This is a genomic window from Legionella sp. km535 (assembly GCF_003990085.1).
GTDB classification, from domain to species: domain Bacteria; phylum Pseudomonadota; class Gammaproteobacteria; order Legionellales; family Legionellaceae; genus Legionella; species Legionella moravica.
Window position 1 is genome coordinate 113,406 of the sequence record NZ_RZGU01000005.1, and the last position, 22,499, is coordinate 135,904.

A 22,499-nucleotide genomic window follows, 5' to 3' on the forward strand; every position below is an offset into this window, starting at 1 on the left:
TTCACTGTGGTATTTTGTTTGCGATTCTGACTCATCACCTTTCTTCAAAACGAGGCTATATCAAGTGTTTCAGCGAGTTGAAGGATAGTTTAAATTTGTATTATAGAACATATATCTTATCGAACAAAACAATCCCCATTGGCTTGATTTGGGTATCGGATTATTTTGATAAATGGCTGCCCGCCGGCGCGGGCATGACAGTTTTTTTTGTCATGCATAGAGACGATTCACTGAGGTATACTGTTTGCAATTCAGAATCATCACCTTTCTGCAAAAGGCTTTGCGCCTGCTCGTAATCAAAAGAGTGTTGCCAGGTAGAAATAATGATGGTTGCTATAGCATTTCCAATCATATTGATGATTGAACGTCCTTCATTCATAAATTTATCGATTCCCAACACTAAAACCACTCCAGCCGCAGGAATATGACCTATAGTCGCCAGAGAACTGGCCAGTACTATAAATCCGCTGCCAGACACTCCTGCTGCACCTTTTGAACTGATGACCATCACTCCCAAAAGCGCTAGCTCCTGCCATACAGTCAGTTCAGTATTGGTTGCCTGAGCGATAAACATGGCTGCCAATGTCAGGTAAATGGCAGTTCCGGCAAGATTAAACGAATAACCTAACGGCAATACCAAACCAACCACTGATTTTTCACAGCCCAGATTTTCGAGTTTTTGCATCAGGCTGGGCAAAACTGTTTCTGAAGAAGCGGTCGCCCAAACGATGACTAACTCATCTTTTAAATAGCGAACAAGATGCCCAATATTAATTTTGCAATACCAGTGCAAAATAGTACCCAGCACAACAAGAATAAACACTATCGAAGTCAGATAGAAACAAGCTAACAAGCCTATCAGATTAATTAATGGTGCGATGCCAAATTTTCCTACACTAAAGGCCATAGCGGCAAAAGTAGCTACCGGCGCCATATACATCACTAAATGGATCATTTTAAAAAACACTCGAGCGATTACATCCATAGTTTCTACTATGTATTTTCCAGTAGAACCCGTCAAAATTAATCCTATCGAGAACAATATTGAAATAAAAATCACCTGCAGCATTTCACCATCAACAAAGGCACTGGTGAATGTTCTGGGAATGATATTCATCAGCAACTCAGTCATATTGGTTGCTTGATGTGCTGAACCCAAATAGGAACTGGCTTCATCGATATTCAGTGAGGCGGGATCAATATTCAATCCAACCCCTGGCTTGAAATAATCCGCTGCTCCCAAGCCTAGCATTAATGCAATTGTAGTGGTGATCATAAAAAAGAATAGAGACACACCTGCCAAGCGGCCAATCTGCCTCATGTCATTCATTGCCGCTATGCCGGAAACAAGCGTAAGAAAAATGATGGGAGAAATCAGCATTTTAATTATTTTGATAAACGCATCAGAAAGGAATTTGAGGTGAACAGAAAAATCAGGAGACATATACCCAAGAAGGACACCTAATAAAACGCCAAGAAGAACCTGTACATAGAGTTTTTTTAAAACATTCATTTATATTCTCCGAGTCGTTTACTGAGGTCTGACATGCAAAAAAAATTCATGAAGCTTTAAAAACTCATTTAAGAAATAAACAAAATCATTATTACATGTTTTTTTTATGGATTACCAGTGGGATTGTCTTCTTACAAACCCTAATAATGGTTTTATTGGAACGTATCTCTGTGCAAGACAAAAAAAACTGTCTTGCCCGCATAGGCGGGCAACTATTTGGCATTTGGCACTGCAGTAAGATGAGATAACTCAAGGAGGTAATATGGAGTGTATCAGTGTGCTGAAAAAGAGTTTAAACATGGAAAAAAATAATCCCCACTGGCTCTTTGACATCGGTTAATTTAGATGAATGGTTGCCCTCCTATGCGGGCAAGACAGATTTTTTTGTAATAAGGCGACCCGGTCCCGATTAAAAACCATTAATTAACACCAGGCCATTGGTATCTTTGCCATTACTAATATCGCAGCGCCATTCTACAACCAAATGGGATTGGTGATGGAGCGGATCAAAATAATCAACATAAAGTGTAGCAGTATCATCGTCAAACACACTCAAACGACCAAATACCGACCAAAAAACACCAGGCACAGGCAATTCGACGGAACTGGTCATTGTTGTTGTAACCGTATCTTTTAATTGCCCATTGACTCGAACGTTATAATGCAGGTATTGAGTGAAATTAAAACGGGTTGAGGCTCCAATAAGATTTTGCGCCAACTGGCTTTGAGTTGTTGGATCTGTAATCTGGCATCTGTCCAGATGTATGATTGCTTTCACATCATTACCGCTTTCAACAGCTTTGACCAGCTCGGTAAAATTCACTATTAACGCATTGTTCGTAGTGAAATCAGCATACGCATTATTAATGATTAGGCATAAGACAATCACAGATACTGAACCAGTCCAGGTTTTCATAAATAATCCTCTTTTACTCCAGTGCAAATGTCTTTAATTTAAATTAATTGTATTATCTTAATCCATAATTCGCCAGGAAATTTAATTTTATTTGAATTAATTGGTTTAAATTCCAAGTTCGGTGATAATAGAGAATAGTGCTGTATTGATTAAATCAAAGTTAAGCCAAAACAAGGCTCATACTTTATATTAACCAGACCCCCAGAGTGACAATGAACTATTTACATGACCTGATTCATTACATCCTTCATATTGACCTGTACTTGAATACCTTTGTTTCAACCTATGGATTTTGGACCTATCTGGCCTTATTTGCGGTGGTATTCTGTGAAACAGGATTAGTGGTCACCCCGATACTGCCCGGAGACTCTCTTTTGTTTGCAGCAGGAAGTATCGCGGCTCAACCAGGCAATCCCTTAAGCCTCAGCCTGTTGTTCTTCGTTCTGTTCATCGCATCAGTGCTGGGTAATCAAGTGAATTTTTTAATCGGCAGAGTGCTAGGCCCCCATATCTTTACGTCTAAAAAATCCTGGTTACTCAACAAAAAACATTTGCAGGAAACCCATGTATTTTATGAAAAGCATGGTGGGAAAACCCTCATTTTCGCTCGTTTTTTACCAATAATCCGAACTTTTGCGCCGTTCATTGCGGGTATTGGCACTATGGAAGTCCTTCATTTTTCACTTTACAACCTGGTAAGTGCTCTACTTTGGATTGGTAGTCTGCTAGGTCTAGGCTTCTTTTTAGGCTCGCTTCCTATTGTTAAAGAGAATTTTACATTGGTCATTTATGGCATCATTTTAATCTCTGTCTTACCGCCAATCATTACGTTTATGGGTAAAAAAGCCATACAACCCGTTAAAAAATAATGAAATTCAGCCCGGTAAAACCGGGCTTAAATAATCAGACCGCGTGCTCGTCGGGTAACTTAAGCTCAAACAAACTTCAGTGATACAGCCTGAATAAACACAAAAAAACAAATCCTCTTTATTTTCTATTCGTAACAGCAGGATCAGGAAGATTTAAAGAAGTAATAAACCCTTGAAGCATGGATTTAAACTGTTTGGAAGTTCGTTCCAAAGAGGGCTTAGGTCCATCCATCTGCAGCTCGTTGAGCAACATTGTTCTATAGGAATGAGCATAAGTATTACCATTCTTATTGTCTTTCAAATAATGAACTAACAATCGCTTCGCATCAATATAAGTACCTACTTTGGCAAACTCTGTATTAAACTGATACGCTCTTGCCCGACCGCTGCTTCCATGACGATGAAAGAATGAAAAATAGCAATTTCTTTCACTGTAATCAGTATAAGCAATGGTAGCGTTTGCAACACACTGCTTTAAACGAACCAATTTGTTGTCATCACTTTCCTCAAGTGCGGGAGAAGGTGGCAGCTCGTTCTGTTTAGCAGGTGGAACTGAATTTTGCGTCTCTATAGTTGGATTGGAGCCGGGGCGTGGTGGTTGGTTAACGGATGTTAAGTCTGAGGGCACACGGACAGCATTCACAATATTCGTAATCCGGGCACGCATCAACTCAGTCACCCAATGGGCGTTTCTCTGATTTATTAACGTAATGGTATGACGTTCTGGTACATCATGAAACTCTTGAATGGGTTGAGCATTTCTGTAAATATGCAGATTAACCTCAAACGCTCTGGCTAAATAATCCATATCCAAATGGGTTCCCCAATACGCCTCTCGGGTGATATGACTCATGGAAAGAATAATTGGAGAATCAGCACTGGGCGGCGTTTCTTTTGTTATCGCATCGGGTTTAACATGAGTACCGTACATTAGGCTTAAAAATAAGGGGATTAACATGAGGTGTTCATAATTCTCTCTGACCTTTGAACGATCAATCGCGGCTATAGCTCGTTTAACTGCAGCTGAATTGGCAAATTCATTATAACGGGGATCAATGTCCTGAGAATTTCTATAATAGAGTGCAGCGAAATTTATAAAATTACTGTTTGCCACTAATTGGGCATAATCCTGTTCTGGGTTTGCGCATGCTTCTCTTAACTCATTGAGACGATAATGATAATCTAACAATCTTAATGTCATTTGTAATTGAGTCAATAATCCTTTATTGGGTGCATCAAAGTCAAAAAGGATGATTGCATCGAATTGATCGAGTAAAGACTCATCAAACGCAACCAAGCGTTCAAACATGCGAGTGTTTTTATAGCTGTTTTCTTCCTGAATAATATTAATTAATCCAATAGCAAATGCATAAAATGCACAATCCCCGGAACCAGGATTATCCACTTCTTTGGGACTAAAATGAACTGCTTCGCTATTATCTTGAGAATCTGGTATCGCTTGAAGATTGGCAGGAGCCTCTACTGGTTTTGCTCCCTGAAATGCTTGCAAGGACGTCATATCTAATTTCTGTGGGCCAAATTGAACCTGCGGGTCAAAGTCAGAGTCATTGCACACTACATTCCAATGCTGCTCTCTGTTTTGGAGGCTGATTGGGGTCGTTTCATCAGAAGGATGTTCCAATTCATTTTCAATCAAGCTTAATGATAAAGCATCAGCCATCTCTTTTAAATCATGACAACCGTAACCTCTTTGAAAAGCATTGGGGTCAGCCTGAATCAATTGCATCACGAAATCCAATTGCGTACCTGCCTGGTGCCTTATCATGCTTTTGATGCTGCTAAAATCCTGGGTGTGATCCCAATCACGAATTAGAGGAACGAGATCTGCGATCAGTTTCTGCTTGTCCTTAAAATTCAAGTTATCAATTTTAGGACATTTGCTGTAATCCAAAGCATAAGCTGCAACTTGACCAACAATGAGCTGTTTATTATCTCGAACAAAGTTGGTCAGTTCATTTACTACCTCTTGTTCCAGATTTGCCTGATAGCGCTGATTGAGTTTAAATAAAGCTGGGGCTAAAATAAGCTCCCAATCCCTGGAATTATTATAATGGTTCAACCATTGTTTTAAAGTATCCCAGGTTTGAGGATTAAATTGAGGATGATGTTGAGCAAACTCTATCAGTAATTGCTGATAACCCGGGGTATCCTTTTTGCTGTCCAATCGACCGCTTTTTATTTCAATACCCAGTCCAATGGCCAGTGCATTAAATAAACAGGCACCATCTCCAGTAGCCTCAATTATTTTACCCATGCTTCCCCCAAGAGATGCTCTAAAACTCAATTACATGATCATATATTATCCTTTAAGACTGCTAAATAGTCAATGAGTTGGCGCAGTACCCTTCCTCATCCGGCGCTTAAAAAATTGACTATCCATTGCGCTATCAGCGAATCGTCTTCATGTAATTCCAATGATTTCATGCCTTGGGCCAATTTTAGTTCATCAACAGAATCCTCCCGAGAAATCATCAAATCACGCGAATATTCTTTAGTAAATTCTGGATGGCCTTGAATAGAAAAAAAATGCTCTTCAATTTGCATCATGTAATTAGGGCAAAAATCACTTCCAGCCAGAACCAGAGCGTTCTTAGGTAGCTCAACTACCTGATCCTGATGGCTAACCAGAATATTAAATTCCGGTTTAAATGGTTTCATCCAATCTTTTTGATGCACAACCTGATTTTGAGACATACCAACTCCCCAGCCTTTGGGAGATTTAATGACCTTCCCCCCTAAAGCTTTGGCAATCAATTGGTGCCCGAAACAGATACCAATGACTTTCTTTTTTGCAGCATGCAAGGTACGAATAAACTCTTCCAGCTGGTCTATCCAGGGATAGCCATCATTCACACCATGACGGCTCCCAGTGATAAGATAGGCATCAGCAGCATGAATATCAGGTGGCAGCAGTTCATGCTCTGCATCAAATACAGTGAATTCAATATGGGGATCTACAGGACGTAACAAATTGGCAAACATCTCCGGATATTGTCCATGTCGCGCAACAAATTCATCACTTACTTTATCGCATTTTAATATGCCTATTTTCATACTGTTCCCCAAGCCTCCTCCAGAATGGCTCTATAACGCTCTTGATCGAACACAATAGGATTGGAACCGGCTGCAGCATCTTCTGTGGCCATGCGCGCGATGCGATCAAATTGAGTATCATCAATACCTATCTGAGATAAAACAGGTTCAATTCTCAATTCAAGTCTCATTTGAAAAATCCAATCCATAAAACCATCGAACCCATTAGCCAAAGACAAATATTGAGTCAAACGAATTATTTTGCTTTCAATAGCCGGTCGATTGGCCATGAGAACATAAGGCATCAAGATCGCATTAAGTCGTCCATGATGCGCGTCATATACCGCGCCTAAAGGATGAGCCAGTGCGTGCATGGCTCCCAAACCACGCTGAAATGCGGTCGCTCCCATAGCAGAAGCAACAAGCATATTCGTTCGAGCCTCCAAATCACTGCCATTCTGATATGCCTTGATTAGATTTTCTTTGATTAAACGAATACCTTCCATGGCAATCCCTTCTGCCATAGGGTGATAATATGTTGCACAATAGGCTTCAAGACAATGTGATAAGGCATCCATCCCTGTAGCAGCAGTCAAAGAAGCGGGCAAACCCGTAGTTAACTCAGGATCCATGATAACAAGAGCTGGCAACATAGCAGGATGAAAAATAATTTTTTTAATTTGTTGTTCTGTATCCGTTATTACCGATGCTCGCCCAACCTCTGAGCCAGTGCCCGCAGTCGTCGGTATGGCAACAACAGGAGCCATGGTTGAAACGTTAACACGCTTCCAATTGTCCCCTACGTCTTCAAAATCCCACAGCGGTCTGTTTTGACCAACCATTAACGCGATTGCCTTTGCCGCATCTAGAGCTGAACCGCCACCCAGAGCGATAACCCCATCATGTTGACCTATCTGATAGGCGTTCACCCCAGCCATCACCTGTTCGCCAGTCGGATTTGCTTTAATCTGACTAAAAACACCGACATTCAAATCAGCAGCCCGACACCTATGCACTATGTCGGCTACCATTAATGTAGCAGCCAAACCTGGATCAGTAACCAGCAAGGGCGCCTTCATACCTAACTCCTCACACGCACCGGCCAGCTCCTGAATTCGTCCTGGTCCAACCCGAACCCGAGTTGGGTAATTCCAGTTAGCGGTTAATGATTGTTTGTTCATAAAAATAGGTTCCTTTTGCTTTTAAATACTGGTTTTTATATGAAAGGATTTAGGCCGGGTCAGGTGCTCATAACCTATGGAAGACAAGGTACATCCTCTACCGGAATTCTTAACGCTAGTCCAGGCTAAAGCCGGATCGAGATAGTCACATCGATTAATAAAAAAAGTTCCGGTATGTATTTGCTCACCTATCTCAACTCCTTTGTTGATGTCAGTGGTGAATACCGCTGCAGTTAAACCAAAGGAGCTGTCATTCATTAAACGAATTGCCTCCTCATCACTTGCCACTGACATGATTCCCACTGCTGGTCCAAAAGTCTCCTCAGTCATAATGCGCATGCTGTGATTTACCTGAGTCAAAATCTGTGGAGCGAGATAAGGAGTTCCAGGTTTATCCATTTTAAAATCAGCACTGTTGATGTGAGCTACAGCGCCCTGCTCTATTGCTTCCTGAATTTGAGTACGGACAAAATCGGCCGCTTCAGCACGAACCAAGGGACCTAATGTAGTTTGAGGATCGTCCGAACGCCCTAATTGATATTGCTTGGTCAGATGTACGGCTTTAGTAACGAACTCTTCAAATACATCCTGATGAACATAAATACGTTCAATACCGCAACAGGACTGACCTGAATTAAAAAAGGCTCCATCTATTGCAGTTTCCACTGCATGATCCAAATTCGCATCGGCACGAATGTATGCCGGATCTTTTCCTCCCAGCTCAAGCCCCACATTAATAAAACGTCCAGCTACGGCTCGCTCTACCATTTCTCCGCCGGCGATAGAGCCAGTAAACGCAATTGAATTAATCCGTTCTGATTGAATAACGTGTTCTGTATCACGATGAGTCAGATGCAGGTATTGAAATACTCCTTGCGGCAGACGAGCTTTTTTAAACGCATCATCAAAACGCTCTGCTACTAATGGGGTTTGAGCTGAATGCTTCAAGAGCACCACATTACCCGCCATAATAGCGGGTATAATGGCATTGACTGCAGTAAGAAAAGGATAATTCCATGGAGCAATAACAAAAACCACACCTAATGGTTCTCGTTTAATGTATCGAATAAAACCTGGTTTTTCAGGTAGCTCAATGGGGGCAAGAGCGGATTTCGCAGCAGCGATCATATAACGAGATCGCTCCTCCAATCCGTTAATTTCTCCTTGCGCATAACGAATCGGCCGCCCCATTTGCCAGCACAGCTCCTCAGCTATTGCCTCTTTCTCAGCTACCAGAAAATCTACAGCAGCAGTGCAATATTCTTCACGTTCAGCCAAGGATGAAAGACTCCATAATTTTTGTGCTGAATGGGCTTGGATTAACGCTTGCTCAATTTCTTGGTGATTGGCATAGGGTCGTTCTACATAGAGTGAATTATCTATGGGTGAATAAGTTCTCAAAATTTCAGTCATTGTTCGTCCAATTATCAATTTAATAAATCAGGGTCTGTTGACAATTCAAGTTTCGACGTTCCGCGAACAAGTCGCGGAACGTCGGCTTGAATATAATGAAATGTAAACAGCCCCCTAAATAATTTCAAAATAGCGGTCTAATTCCCAATCGGTTATATGCTTCCTGAACTCCCGCTCTTCCCATTCCCTTGTTGCCGCAAAATGAGCAACAAATTCTTTTCCAAATAATTGGTTAGCGGCATTGGAATATCGCAATTTTTGGGCAGCATCCCATAACGTCCGGGGCAAAGCCAGTTCGGGATTATGAGTCTGCTCATAAGAGTTCCCCTTTATTTCAGGTTCTGGTTCCCATTCCTGCTCGATGCCGTACAACCCTGAACCAATCGCCGCAGCCAAAGCCAGGTAAGGGTTAGCATCCGCAGAACCTAATCGATATTCAATACGCTGGGATTTATCGCTTCCAGGAATAACGCGTAAAGCTGTAGTTCTGTTCTCTACTCCCCAGGTTGCATCGGTAGGTGCCCAGTAGCCTGGAATTAATCGCGAATAACTGTTAACAGTGGGAGAAAACATAGCCAATAGTTCGGGCATTAATTTTTGTTGCCCGGCTAAAAAATGCCGTTGAATTTTACTCATATTATGAGTAGCGTCCTTAGCATAAAATGCAGATTGCCCTCCCTCTCGATACCTTAGAGACAAGTGAATATGACCACTCTGCCCGGGATAATTTGGAGACCACTTGGCCATAAACGTTGCCATTTTATTATTGCGCTGGGCAAGAATTTTCATAAATGTTTTAAACAGTGCCGCTTTATCTCCGGCAGCTTCAGCCAAATCTACGGCTATAGCCGCTTCGAGAACTCCGGGACCTGTTTCTGTATGCAATCCCTCTATTGAAAAATCCATTCGTTGTGCCATATCAAGTATTTGATGATAGAACTCGGCATGAACCGTATTGCGGATTATTGAATAGCCAAAATTATCCGGCGTAATTGGCTTTAAATTTCGATATCCTTTGGCACGCACGCTATCTGGCGTCTCATCAAAAACAAAAAACTCATATTCAAGGGCTGCATAAGCATCAAAGCCCATGTCTTCAGCTTTTTGAATAACTCGTCTTAACACGGCGCGAGGACAAATAGATTCTGCTTGTTGGTCAAATTCAGCAATAAACAACAACTGATTGTCTTCAAAGACTAAATCACGGCAAGAGGAAGGGATAATACGAGCCTGTGCATCAGGATAACCCGTATGCCATCCCGTGTAGTGTACATTATCATATAGTTTATCTTTCGAGTCCCAACCAAGTATGACATTACAAAAAGCAAAACCATGTTCCAGAGCAGAAAAAAACTTTTCACGACTCATATACTTGCCAAGCATGACTCCATCCATATCAAATATCCCTACTTTGACATGAGTGAGCTGTCTTTCTTCAACAATACGTTTTGCATCCTCAATGGTGCGAACTTCTCTCGACTTCAGCATGACATATCCTTATGTTTTAAATTGCTTTTAATTTGCAGGAGAATAATATTCGAGTGTAACCTGTCAAAAAGGAACTAACCAGAAATTAATAGACGGGACAGGATTCCGTTTTGAATCCAGCTTTTTAAAAATGACGCAGCCTTAATCCCCACCTCTTCAACCGCAATCCACTGACACAATCCTTCACAGAGCTCACCGAAGGACAAACCCTGAATTACAGCATCTAAAGCCCAGGCTTCTTCTTCAGACATACTGTAGTATTGAATCAGGTACTCCGAAGTTCGCCAAACCACCCAGGAGGTCGCTTTAATGGTCTTATTTATTTCTGGTAAAGCCTGATCATGAATCAACGTGTACCAAACAGGGATTGCATTCCAAAAATGGTTCAAGCGCTGAACTGATGAATGAAGAGTAAACTGCAACCCTGCCCAGGATTCAGCAGGAACATTACCCATTTCCTGAACCGTCAGAACCGGATCATCCGCCGCATCAAAAGCCAAAGTCATTTTCCATTCAAATTCCGCAAGCTCAGCCAAATAAGCATAGGGCTTATCGTAGTAATGGTGTACAAATTCGGCTAAAGCATCACCATACCATCTGATGGAACGATAGCTTGAAGGATGAGCATCAATATAACTGCCGCAGAGTTTATTAAATTCTTCGGTACCTAAGTAAGCATGTAATGCGGGATAGCTTGTTGTCAAACTCTCAATCAATCTTGATTTATAAGCATCACGATAAATACCCAGTCGAGTATCTATTAATACCTGTCCTGTTTGTTCGATAGAATTTTTAATATTAGAATGACCTGTTAACAGGAATTTTTGAAATTGACTCTGTAGGTCCAGAAGTTCTGTCATGCCGGAACCTCCTCCGTTAAGACCTGTTTCACAATGCGCCTGGCATGCTCCAGCTCATTTAAGAGTTCTTCAAAAGGAGGCATATTATCATCCCGTTCAATCATGGTAGACACAGGACCCAATTGTTGAATCGTATTAGCATACAAATCCCATACAGGTTGAATAACCGGAGCATCATGAGTATCAATAATGTAATCTCCATGATTGGAATGACCCGCTAAATGAATTTGGGCGACACGATCTGCGGGCATGGAATGAATATAGTCCAAAGCGTTAAATTGATGATTAACTGAACTGACATAAATGTTGTTTACGTCCAATAAAATATAACAACCTGATTTTTTTACTATTTCAGATAAAAATGCCCATTCGGTCATTTCAGATTGCCTGAAAGTAAGATAACTGGAAACGTTTTCTATTAATATTGCCCGTCCCAGGAAATCTTGTATTTGCTGAATTCGAGAAACGATATGGTTTATTGCTTCATGAGTGTAAGGCACCGGAAGCAAATCATGTACATTAAGGCCATCAACCCCTGTCCAACACAAATGATCCGAGATCCAGACGGGTTCAACGCGATCCGCCAGATTGCTCAACTGCTTCAGGTAGTCCATATCCAATGCATCACTGCTTCCCAAAGACAGTGACACACCATGCATCACTATAGGATAGTCTTGACGTATTTTATCAAGGTAATATAAAGGTTTCCCACCGGGTACCAAATAATTTTCACTTAAGATCTCGAACCAGTCCAAATCAGGTTTGCAAGTTAAGATTTCTTCATAATAATTGGGACGTAACCCTAAGCCAAATCCGAGATAAGGCATTTTGGGAATGTTGATAAGTTCTGATAATTCCATATATTCCCTGAACAATAAATAAAACCAGGCATGCGTGGCATGCCTGGAGTAAATCCTTTTACGGAACCCAGCTTATTGAGCTACAGTGCCGCCAGCTTTTTCACAATCTTCTTTAGTCATTTCAACAACGCCTTTTCCTTTGCATGAATTTTGACCTTTACATGCATTGTCAGCAGTTTTGCAAGCGCTTTGACCTTTACACGCGTTACCACCCTGGCATTGAACCATAGGTGCTGTAGTAGTTTCGACGGCAAATGCAGGAGCTAAAGCAAACATAGAAGCAGCACCCACTGCCAAAGCAGCACCAGTTAATTGTAATTTGTTCATCAAAGTTCCCTTTATATAATGAGTTAAATTTATTTTGAGGCAGACAAAATAAATTATTTTGTCCACAACATTCTAGAGAGTGATCTTCAAAATTGTCAAGGTACCGACTCCATTGCTCTTCAGAATTATTTTTAGATAAATATCAAGAACACGAGAATGCAAACGTATAGAGGGAGCAATAATACCAACAACTCCTCACTACCACATCAACCCACCCGAACCATAATCCAGGTGATAAACCCCGCCAATAAAACTAAAAGCCAACTTAAAAGATGCAAAGGAACAAAACCGAGCACATCCGCAAAAACAGGCAATTGAATAAATAATAAGGTACATAAAGCAATCATATAAATGATTATTCTTTTTCCTCGAAGATTCAAACCATTTAACGCAATGGTTATTCCGATACTGATTGCACTGAGCATCGCCAAAATTAAAGCTCTGGCATAATTATCAGTATAGCCCTGCTTCAAATAGAAGATAAAGCTTATTGTAACCATCATCGTGGTCACCACGCCGATGAACATTATTTTTTTCCAATCACCAGGACTAAAAAAATTATAATTCGTATTGCGTTCTTTAAGTCCAAGGCCATTATCTTCAGGCAGATCCTGAAAGATCAATAAAGCAGTTGGATGGATAATCAGCTCCAGAAAAACAATATGAATGGGATAAAAAGGCAAAGGATAGCCCATCAAAGGAATCAAGGCCGCTGAGAGTACAAATGGAAAATGAACCATCACTAAATAATTAAATGCTTGCCTGATATTTTTAAATAATTGTCGCCCTTCAGAGATAGCATTCACGATGCTGTCAAAATTATCATCCAGCAACACGATGTCAGATACTTCACGAGCACTTTGTGAACCCCTCTCCCCCATAGCAATCCCTATATTTCCAGCTTTAAGCGCTGGCACATCATTGACACCATCTCCTGTTACCGCAACCAATTCGCCTTTGCACTGCAATGCCTTGACCACATCATATTTTTGAATTGGAATCGCTCTGGCAATCACATCAATATCGAGTAAATTTTTATTAGCTGTCGGTCCGATATAATCATTCAATTCTTCAGCAAGAATCACCTTAGGATTACCAGCACCTAAACCTATTTGTCGGGCAATAGCTTGCGCTGTGGCAGGATGATCCCCGGTTATCATTAATACATGTATGTGTGACGCCTGACATTCCGCAATTGCCTCAACAACTCCCTGCCGTACCGGATCTGAAAAGGCAAGCAATCCCATCCATTCATAATCATGTCCTGGCTCATTTGAATCACTATCCTCTGCCATTTCTATTTTGGCACAGGCTATAACTTTAAACCGTAGTGCCGCCAATTCTTTTATTTTCGCCATCCAATGTTCTTTTTCCTGAGGACTTAGAGCAGATATTGCCATAATGGTTTCAGGCGCACCTTTAGTCACAATCAACCATTTAGAGTCTTTTGCTATTACAGAAGTTTCTCGTTTTCTGTCTTCAGTAAATGGAAATGTCCTCAATCTGGGTTCAATATTAAGCTGAGCCTTGTCTGCTTCATTCATGATGGCTATATCAAGAAGATCATAACTGTCCTTTCGAGAAGCAATGGCAGCTAAATACAATAATGATTGAGCGTCTATACTTGCAGCTGGGAAATACTGAGCAACTTTAAAGTGCCCTTCAGTAATGGTTCCAGTTTTATCGGAACAAATTACCGTGATACGACCCAAGTTCTCAACAGATACTGCACGTCGGACTAATGCTTTTTTTCGCGCCAAACGGTATACGCCCACCCCAAGATAAAAAGTAAGTACTAAAGGGAACTCATCTGGCAATGCAGCAACGGCCAATGTTGCAGCGCTAAGAATTGCATCAATAAGTCCAAAACCTTGAGTAATACGAACTGCGGCTAATAATAAGCACAAAAATCCTGCAATGCCTATCAATTGTAATACCAGCTTTCCGAGTGCTGCCTGTAAGGGCGTTTTTTCTTTGGTTGTTGCTAAAGCAGAATGAACTATCTGCCCATAAAGCGTTTCCTTACCAGTAAAAACAACTCTTAAAAGACCATGCCCTGTTAGAATTTTAGTCCCGGCAAATCCCCAGTAACTGGAGTCAACCGGACTGTCTTTATGTGTTAATTGCAAAGATGTTCCTGTACGTTTCACCACAGGAACTGATTCACCGGTTAATGAAGACTCCTCTATCTGGATATTCTCAGCAGTAAGAATTAATCCATCCGCCGGAATAATTTCCCCCGCTTGAATCATCACCAAATCACCAGGTACTAATTCAATTGAAGGAATACAAAGTTCTTTTCCAGAACGAATCACTCTTACTGATGTAGCCAAATGTCCAATCAGGCTCTGAGTCGAGGATTGCGTGCGCCAATGTAAAAAGGCATCCATCCCAACCAATGGAATAATGGCTAGCCCCAGAATAGTTGCTTCATGATAATTATTCAAAGAGGCAAACAAGACACTGGTAATCAATAAAAACCAAATCATGGGATCAGTCATGGTATTAATGATTAATTCATACCAGACGTTTACTTTTATGCCGGCGATATCATTGAGTCCGTATCGATTTCGGCGTCTTGATACGTCCTTATTATCAAGACTCCACTCAGCAGAAGCAGAGTCTTTAATTCTTGACCAGGCAATCTTGCGACGCATTCATTGTCCCTAAAGTTAGCTGAGTTCCACCTTTTGCAAATAAGTTGGCAGTTCACAAGTCCATTTAAATGTTTTTTCAATATGTTCTTTCAAGGCCTGAGAAGCCGATGGCTCTCCGTGAGTAATAAACACTTTTTGGGGTGCTTTTTCAAAATGACTTAACCAGGCTAAAATCTCCTCATAATCCGCATGTGCTGAAGCATTAGTTAATACTTTCATTTGAGCTTTCACCGGATATTGGTCACCATGAATTTTGACAGTAGGTTCATGCTGTAACATTCTATCACCTCGTGTACCTGAAGCCTGAAATCCCGTCATCAAAATGGTGTTTAAAGGATTGGTTACATAGACTTTCAAATGATGAAGCACCCTGCCGCCAGTCATCATACCGCTGGCAGAAATGATGATTTTAGGCTCATGATCACGGTCAATAGCCATGGATTCTTCAGAAGTCTGGACGTAACTCGCCACATGACACACCGCTCTACATAATTCAGGGCTGAGCTTGTGTTCACCGCTGTTTTTCAACAGCAGTTCTGTTGCATCAATAGCCATAGGACTATCCAGGTAGACTGGAATATCAGGAATCAAATTTTTCTGTTTTAAAAGATAAATATAGTAGAGGATGGTTTGCGAACGCCCAACTGCAAAAGCAGGTATGAGTACAGTACCCCCTCGATTGTATGTGGTATTAATGATATCAGCAATCACTTTGAGTGGATCAGATTTATCATGCAGTCTGTCACCGTAGGTCGATTCTATAATAAGATAATCCGCGCTCTTGAGGAGTTCTGAAGGTCGCATTATCGGATCGTTTAATCTCCCAATATCCCCACTGAACACGACTTTCCTCTGATTGTGTTGAACCTGTACAAATGCTGAACCCAGTATATGACCCGCTCGATGCCAGCTTATTTCTGCCTCACCTGGCATGGGATAAAGCGTATCGTAGTCCACTTCATCAAAATGCTTTAAAGAATGATAGGCATCTTCCTGAGTGTACAGAGGTACTGCGGGATGATGTTTACTGTATCCGTATTTATTGGCTCTTCGCGCATCCTCCTCTTGTAAAAAACCACTGTCAGGCAGCAGTATGGAGCACAGCTCTTTTGTAGCCTTGGTTGCGTAAATACGCCCCTTAAACCCCTGCTTGACCAATAAGGGAATATAGCCGCTGTGATCAATATGGGCATGGGTTAAAACAACTGCATCAATTAATTTGGGCGATATTGGGAAAGGAGACCAATTGCGTAATCTCAATTCTTTTAACCCTTGAAACAATCCGCAATCCACCAGAATTTTTTTATTATTCAGTTCGATTAGATATTTAGAACCCGTCACCGTACCTGTGGCACCCATAAAGGTCAATTTCATAATAATCCCTTTTTATTTAATGAGTTAATTATAATGCAGACAGGATGAGTACGAACAGTTTTTTATACTTTTTATTCAAAGAGGAACCTAAAGTACGATTACAGTTCCCCCCTCTGCTTTCCTCTCCAGTCGGTGGTACTGGCAAATTGTATTTCATTAACGCTCCAATAAAGCCAGGGGCTTTTTGACTATTCATCTTAATCTTTAATAGAACTTTTCTTTAAATTCTCAATCCACTTCTGTCGATTGGCTTTGCTCATATTGGACTTTTTAATTGCATAATGAAGGACATAAATGCCACCCTTACCTCGGGTAATCTTTTGAATTTCATCCTGTTGCAAGTTAACTGGTACGGTCACTTTAAATTCAAAAATCAATTGATCGGGCTGTTCTGCAATAGTATTGATGGAGTACGTAACCCCGGTTTTCTTCAAATTATCTACAAATGTTTTTTTAAATTGAGCGGGAGTTACTCCTTCCAAGCCTGATATAAACTGTGAGGTCACTAACTCCTTCCACTGATTAATATTATCTCCCACAGGAATATATTCCACCGTCCACCCTGCATTGGTTTTTTGCCCCCAGGCGGGTTTCCATGCTCTGTCATCAAAATGAATATTCTGCTGGTCATAAGTCAATATTACGGGGGCAACTGCATTGCCTGGCAGTGGGACGAGACTGCAATACGATTCGCCCTTATAAGTGAGATACTCCACGCATTTGGCATTATTTTCCTTCGTTACTTTAACTACATGTTCTGGAAGTGCAGAATTCGTGGAATCTGCATAACAATTCAACGCCATAAATACACCCAGGAAGCCAGCAATAACAAAATTCATCATTTCATCACAATTAATTCGTATGAGTTAATTGTAGACTCCTAGGACGCGCCTTGCATAACGAATTAATCAATCCGAATGCCGATAACCTCCTTCCAGTTTCCCAGTAATCCTTCCGCATATAATCGGGGCAAAATCTGTTGCCCCAATATGGAAGCACATTCAAATCCGCTTTCGCCATAATGGGCATCCAGCCAGACCAGCCTATCTATTTCATTTCCAGGAACCGGAATACCTTTTATGCTCACAATATAAGCACGCATCACTAATACTGCATCCTCATAAATTGCTTTAGCCTGAAAAATTCCATAAGGATAAATAGACAGTACCTCCACATTCAGCTCTTCATACAATTCTCGCCTTAATGCCTGTTCATCCGTTTCATCTTGTTCAATTTTACCACCTGGAACTATGAGTTCGCGAGCTGGTTTTCCACGTTTATGAACAGCCAAAACGCGGTCATAGGAATCAAAGATTAACGCACCTGCTTTATAAATCGTTGGCATAGCTGATTGATTCATGTTCGAAAACTCCATGATTAAATGTTGTTAATTTATCCAGACTGGCAATACACGGATTACTAATGTGCTTAGGTGTAGTAAAAACATGCTGGCAAGCGTCGCATTGGTGGCGTTGGTGAGGAATTACAGAATGTAGTCCCTTATCAAAATGAGGATGGTTACACTCAGGACAATTGATACTGAATAAATGATGATGAAGCTCTGGAATTGCCCTTTGAATCTGTAATACACGCACCATTTCAATGTCCAAAAGCACGTCGTCAATCCACACTTCACTGTATGTATTATCCACTACGCGCTTGTTTTCACCGTTGTAAGCATGTACATGGATCGCACTTTCTTCTGGGCGTTTCGCGGTCCAGATAATGGATGGATTGGATCCCCAAATCTGAAAACCACCTGGAAAACGATCGTAATCCAATTTAATTGTTCTTGCCGGACGTATTGACGGTCGTTGTACCTGAACATCACCCAACCACTCTTTAAACAGAATGATGGGATTAACAACACAACGTTCATTCGTTACGGTTACCTCACCACATTGATCGCAATAATGATCAAATGATGGACGTACGGCGGACAACCCTTTATCCAATAACTCGGCGCCACAATGATCACAATACCTGCTGACTATGACAAAATCAAAAATAGAGCTCATGGTATAGCTCACAGCACTGTCTTCAGTCAGAAGCACGCTTTTTCCCTGCCACCTCACTTCAATTTCAGAAAATGATTTATCTATGATTTTTTTTCCTGATTCATTGAATCGAGCATGAATATGGACGCCACGATCAAAAGCCTGATCATGACTGTCAAATACAGCAGGCAAAGCACCCCAGGCGGCAACACCACCTGGAAAATCGGATAGTTCTATAGCGCTAAGAGGTTTATTCAGTTGGGGATTCAAATCAGACATAGAGACACCTTAATAAATGGAAATTAAAGTATCCCTCGACCTGAAAGCAGGATTGTCGTCACAACTCGGGAGGAATCGAGAATAGTTGTAATCACCTGCTTCTAAAGCAGAAATTAGAGTACCGGAAAATGAATTTATATGTCAATATAAGAATTCGTAGCGTTTCATCACTGGATTGATGAACACTCAAAATACCCTGGACTATTCTAAATCAATTGTATAAGGAGATTGTCATGAACGGATGCAAGCTAAGCCCGGTTGGACTAGGTTTGTCTTTGGGAGTTCTTTGGGGATTATCCATGTTATTCCTGGGAATATCTGCTTATTATTACAGTTACGGTAAACCCTTTGTTGAAGCTGTAGCTTCGTTGTATTTAGGCTATGAGCCTTCCATAAAAGGCAGCATTATCGGAGGTATCTGTGGCTTTATCAATGCATTTATCACCGGTTTTCTTATTGCCTGGTTATACAATAAATTCAGTTGTTGTAAATGCAGTTGCTGTGGCACAAAAAACAAAGAAGAAACAAAAGCTTAGTTGGTGTAGGTCGGGCCGAGGCCCGACCTTACTTAGTCAATACTCTACACAAGAGACAGCGCAGAGCGAAGTTATGGATTCCGCGGTCAAAGCCGCGGAAATTCGAGTCATGACTTTTACTCAAATGTTAATCGAATTCCCGCGGCATTGACCGCGGGATCCACTGCGCTTAGCCAGTACTCTACTCAAGAGACAGCGCAGGGCGAAGTAAGCATATTACTGGCGAACAATAATGTTATTTTCTACAGTCTGCACTCCGGGTACTTGGCGTGCTATTTGCTCTGCAGTATCGCTTTGGCGAATTTTCTTCACATAACCGCTCAAAATAACGGTGTTCTGATTGGTCGCTACATGAACCTGTGCAATCTGCGGATCGGGATTGCGCATTAAAGCATCCTGTACTGATTGTGCCAAAGTCATACTCGGCTGATAAGGACTGAACATAGTGCTACTACCTGTATTATTCATACAACCAGTCAATAAAAGAAACAAACCTGCTAAAACGCTATAAACTGTATATTTTTGCATTAAATTCTCCAATAGAGAGTAAGTACCGTCCATCCTGAATATCATGATTTACAATACGATAAGCACTCAAGTCAAACTTATTCTATAACCACATAACACAACACTGCAAAGAAATGAAAAATACTTCCGGCCAAAACGAACAGATGCCAAAGCACATGACTGTACTTTAATCGTTCCCATGCATAAAAAATAACGCCAACAGTGTAGCATAATCCACCGGCAACAATACATGCCAGTCCACCAGCAGGCAATAATTGGTATATTGGCTTAATCACAATCAGACTCATCCATCCCATTAACAGATAAATGATTGTCGATAATAGTTCAAATTTATGCACCAGAAAAAGCTTGAAAACTACCCCTGCAAGAGCCAGAGACCAAATTACAGTAAACATGGTCCAACCCCAGGGGCCTCTCAAGGTAACCAACATAAACGGGGTATAACTACCGGCAATGAGTAAATAAATAGATGCGTGATCCGCAATACGGAACAAATGCTTTAACCTGGGATTTGTTAAGCTGTGATATATCGTCGAACTAACGTACATTAAAAAAAGGGTGCAACCAAAAACAATCCCTGACAACAATTTGAATCCGTCATGCTGGGTAGCAGAGAAAACGATGAGCAAAGTTATAGCTGCAAGACTCAGTAATGCACCCATGGCATGAGTAGTCGCATTTCCGATTTCTTCCGCTCTGGTTTGAAGCTTATCAGGTTTAATCCATGGCATAAAAGTCTCTTATTTTGGTTAGAACACAGTAACTCATGGGTTTACTTCGGGACTCATTTGCAGGAATAGTACCACATATGTCAAGAATTCTACAGTAAGGTAGTTGTACTGGAATACTGCTATACTACTTTTAATTAATCAGGCCTACAGGATGTAGTGTATGAAAAAAGAGAAGAAAAACACATCGACAGCTCCCAATCGTCACCCGGAGAACAATGGAGGTTCCACCAGGCAGGATTCTGTTTTTAGAATCATTGATAAACTCTATCAAGCCAAATTGGGTAAACTCACTGCAGGTATCAGTCCCGCAGCTTTGCTCACGGCTCATTATTCATGGATTGCCCAGTTGATGCAATCACCAGGTACCATGACTCAGCTCACAATGTTTCCCCTCCTGAACGCCCAGGAAATGATCAATAATCTTCTCACCCAGGACAAACCGGAAAATGGGAAAGACGTTCGATTTCATACACAAAACTGGAGTTATTATCCCTGGCGCTTATGGGCGGAACTCTTTCTTCAACTTGAAGAATGGTGTTTACAATCCACCACCAATGTGCCTGGCTTGCCAGCCCACGTGAAACGCACTGTATCGTTTCGCCTGAGACAAATTCTCGATGCCGTATCACCATCCAACTTTGTATTAACCAATCCTGATTTGTTAGTGGAAACCATTCGGAGTCAGGGGAAAAATTTAATTCGTGGAACCGAGCTGGCCATCCAGGACTTTACTGAAAAATTGACGGGCTCTCCTCCAGCAGGAGTGGAACATTTCATTCCTGGCAAACAGGTTGCTGTAACGAAAGGAAAGGTGGTGTTTAAAAATCATCTGATTGAGTTAATTCAGTATGAGGCTCAGACCGAGAAAGTGTATAAAGAACCAGTTCTTATTTTACCTGCCTGGATAATGAAATATTACATCCTTGATCTGTTGCCTGATAATTCTTTGGTAAGCTGGCTGACCAAACAAGGTCATACCGTTTTTATTGTTTCATGGCGAAATCCGACCCAAGAAGATAGAAATCTCGGACTGGCAGACTACTATCGCCTGGGCGCGATGGCAGCAATTGATGCAGTTTCAAAAGCCAGACCTAATATAAAGATTCATTTAATGGGGTATTGTCTGGGCGGAACCCTGGCGATGATAACTGCCGCAGCCATGGCAAAAAACCATGATGCCCGTCTTAAAAGTCTCACTCTCCTCGCAGCACAGGGGGATTTTACTGAAGCAGGCGAATTGCTACTTTTTATTACCAAAAGCGAAGTATCCTTTTTAAAGAGCATGATGTGGGATCAGGGTTATCTGGATACAAAACAAATGTCCGGAACGTTTCAGATGTTGCGGTCCTATGATTTGATTTGGTCTAAAATGGTTCAGGATTATATGCACGGTACTCAAAGAGGCATGATAGCTCTCCTTGCCTGGAACGCAGATGCTACCCGAATGCCATATAAAATGCACAGTGAATATCTGGAGCAGTTATTTCTTAACAATGATTTTGCTGAAGGACGATTTACCATGGAAGGAAAACACATCGTTGCAGAAAACATACATTTACCCGCATTTGTGGTCAGCACAGAAAAAGATCATGTGGCACCCTGGAAATCTGTTTATAAAACCCATCTGTTAATTAATAGCGACATTACGTTTGTATTAACCAACGGCGGCCACAATGCTGGTATTGTCAGTGAACCTGGACATGAAGGCCGCTCCTATCGAATTCGCGAGAGAAAAAAAGACTCAACCTATCTTGATCCGGCAACCTGGTTAGAGGAAGCAGAAACTGAAACTGGTTCATGGTGGACGGCATGGCATAAATGGTTAGCGGAACATTCATCGACCCAATTAATCAAGCCTCCAAAACTCGATAAAAAACTCCCCGATGCTCCCGGAGAATATGTCTTACAGAAATAAT

The 22,499-nt window shown here is 41.3% G+C and carries 21 protein-coding genes; 3 read left to right on the forward strand and 18 right to left on the reverse strand.

The genetic code is table 11. The annotated features are described in order from the left end of the window. Positions 1 to 160: 160 nt before the first annotated feature. Positions 161 to 1,513, reverse strand: coding sequence for a C4-dicarboxylate transporter DctA (gene dctA, locus ELY21_RS04485; protein WP_127107289.1), 1,353 nt, complete (start codon positions 1,511 to 1,513; stop codon positions 161 to 163). Positions 1,514 to 1,922: 409 nt separating this feature from the next. Continuing rightward, positions 1,923 to 2,429, reverse strand: a complete 507-nt coding sequence (locus tag ELY21_RS04490; protein WP_028383947.1) for a hypothetical protein — start codon at positions 2,427 to 2,429, stop codon at positions 1,923 to 1,925. Between the two features lie 212 nt (positions 2,430 to 2,641). Here ELY21_RS04490 and ELY21_RS04495 point away from each other — a divergent pair, with 212 nt between their 5' ends. Then, positions 2,642 to 3,298, forward strand: a complete 657-nt coding sequence (locus tag ELY21_RS04495; RefSeq protein ID WP_127107291.1) for a DedA family protein — start codon at positions 2,642 to 2,644, stop codon at positions 3,296 to 3,298. A gap of 118 nt (positions 3,299 to 3,416) precedes the next feature. On the opposite strand, the gene ELY21_RS04500 is transcribed toward ELY21_RS04495, so the two are convergent. From ELY21_RS04500 to ELY21_RS04560, 14 genes are all read right to left on the reverse strand, one after another. Beyond that, positions 3,417 to 5,573 carry a hypothetical protein gene (locus ELY21_RS04500; RefSeq protein WP_127107293.1) on the reverse strand — a complete coding sequence of 719 codons (2,157 nt, stop codon included), beginning with the start codon at positions 5,571 to 5,573 and terminating at the stop codon, positions 3,417 to 3,419. 95 nt (positions 5,574 to 5,668) lie between these two features. Beyond that, positions 5,669 to 6,373 carry a glutamine amidotransferase gene (locus tag ELY21_RS04505; protein ID WP_028383945.1) on the reverse strand — a complete coding sequence of 235 codons (705 nt, stop codon included), beginning with the start codon at positions 6,371 to 6,373 and terminating at the stop codon, positions 5,669 to 5,671. After that, complete coding sequence (locus ELY21_RS04510) at positions 6,370 to 7,533, reverse strand: iron-containing alcohol dehydrogenase (RefSeq protein WP_127107295.1); 1,164 nt, start codon at positions 7,531 to 7,533, stop codon at positions 6,370 to 6,372. The genes ELY21_RS04505 and ELY21_RS04510 overlap by 4 nt, the downstream gene beginning before the upstream one ends. A 21-nt stretch (positions 7,534 to 7,554) precedes the next feature. Next, positions 7,555 to 8,946, reverse strand: a complete 1,392-nt coding sequence (locus tag ELY21_RS04515) for an aldehyde dehydrogenase family protein (protein WP_127107297.1) — start codon at positions 8,944 to 8,946, stop codon at positions 7,555 to 7,557. Between the two features lie 114 nt (positions 8,947 to 9,060). Beyond that, positions 9,061 to 10,434 carry a glutamine synthetase family protein gene (locus tag ELY21_RS04520; RefSeq protein WP_028383942.1) on the reverse strand — a complete coding sequence of 458 codons (1,374 nt, stop codon included), beginning with the start codon at positions 10,432 to 10,434 and terminating at the stop codon, positions 9,061 to 9,063. A gap of 74 nt (positions 10,435 to 10,508) precedes the next feature. Further along, complete coding sequence (locus ELY21_RS04525; RefSeq protein WP_127107299.1) at positions 10,509 to 11,294, reverse strand: DUF2063 domain-containing protein; 786 nt, start codon at positions 11,292 to 11,294, stop codon at positions 10,509 to 10,511. Then, positions 11,291 to 12,154: a DUF692 domain-containing protein gene (locus ELY21_RS04530; RefSeq protein WP_028383940.1), complete on the reverse strand. Its 864-nt coding sequence runs from the start codon at positions 12,152 to 12,154 to the stop codon at positions 11,291 to 11,293. Before ELY21_RS04530 ends, ELY21_RS04525 begins: the two co-directional genes overlap by 4 nt. A 72-nt stretch (positions 12,155 to 12,226) precedes the next feature. Beyond that, complete coding sequence (locus ELY21_RS04535) at positions 12,227 to 12,481, reverse strand: hypothetical protein (protein ID WP_028383939.1); 255 nt, start codon at positions 12,479 to 12,481, stop codon at positions 12,227 to 12,229. A gap of 206 nt (positions 12,482 to 12,687) precedes the next feature. Next, on the reverse strand, positions 12,688 to 15,138 hold the full coding sequence (locus ELY21_RS04540) for a cation-transporting P-type ATPase (protein ID WP_127107301.1): 2,451 nt from the start codon (positions 15,136 to 15,138) through the stop codon (positions 12,688 to 12,690). Positions 15,139 to 15,153: 15 nt separating this feature from the next. Beyond that, positions 15,154 to 16,512: an MBL fold metallo-hydrolase RNA specificity domain-containing protein gene (locus tag ELY21_RS04545; protein ID WP_127107303.1), complete on the reverse strand. Its 1,359-nt coding sequence runs from the start codon at positions 16,510 to 16,512 to the stop codon at positions 15,154 to 15,156. A gap of 28 nt (positions 16,513 to 16,540) precedes the next feature. Next, a complete protein-coding gene (locus ELY21_RS15560) occupies positions 16,541 to 16,708 on the reverse strand; it encodes a hypothetical protein (RefSeq protein WP_158618511.1) in 168 nt (55 codons plus the stop codon). A 1-nt stretch (position 16,709) separates the two neighbouring features. Then, positions 16,710 to 17,354: a hypothetical protein gene (locus ELY21_RS04550; RefSeq protein WP_233588660.1), complete on the reverse strand. Its 645-nt coding sequence runs from the start codon at positions 17,352 to 17,354 to the stop codon at positions 16,710 to 16,712. 62 nt (positions 17,355 to 17,416) lie between these two features. Next, entirely contained in the window at positions 17,417 to 17,872 is a 456-nt protein-coding gene (locus tag ELY21_RS04555) for an NUDIX domain-containing protein (RefSeq protein ID WP_127107305.1), read from the reverse strand. Beyond that, a complete protein-coding gene (locus ELY21_RS04560) occupies positions 17,841 to 18,788 on the reverse strand; it encodes a hypothetical protein (RefSeq protein WP_051190632.1) in 948 nt (315 codons plus the stop codon). Before ELY21_RS04560 ends, ELY21_RS04555 begins: the two co-directional genes overlap by 32 nt. A gap of 233 nt (positions 18,789 to 19,021) precedes the next feature. Here ELY21_RS04560 and ELY21_RS04565 point away from each other — a divergent pair, with 233 nt between their 5' ends. Beyond that, complete coding sequence (locus ELY21_RS04565) at positions 19,022 to 19,324, forward strand: bacteriophage holin (RefSeq protein WP_028383936.1); 303 nt, start codon at positions 19,022 to 19,024, stop codon at positions 19,322 to 19,324. A gap of 216 nt (positions 19,325 to 19,540) precedes the next feature. On the opposite strand, the gene ELY21_RS04570 is transcribed toward ELY21_RS04565, so the two are convergent. Next, the gene (locus ELY21_RS04570; protein WP_028383935.1) at positions 19,541 to 19,852 is read right to left on the reverse strand and encodes a BON domain-containing protein; all 312 of its coding nucleotides are present in this window, start codon (positions 19,850 to 19,852) and stop codon (positions 19,541 to 19,543) included. A 77-nt stretch (positions 19,853 to 19,929) separates the two neighbouring features. Beyond that, on the reverse strand, positions 19,930 to 20,583 hold the full coding sequence (locus ELY21_RS04575) for a hemolysin III family protein (RefSeq protein ID WP_028383934.1): 654 nt from the start codon (positions 20,581 to 20,583) through the stop codon (positions 19,930 to 19,932). 160 nt (positions 20,584 to 20,743) lie between these two features. Here ELY21_RS04575 and ELY21_RS04580 point away from each other — a divergent pair, with 160 nt between their 5' ends. Further along, positions 20,744 to 22,498, forward strand: a complete 1,755-nt coding sequence (locus ELY21_RS04580) for an alpha/beta hydrolase (RefSeq protein WP_028383933.1) — start codon at positions 20,744 to 20,746, stop codon at positions 22,496 to 22,498. The last annotated feature ends 1 nt before the right edge of the window (position 22,499 follow it).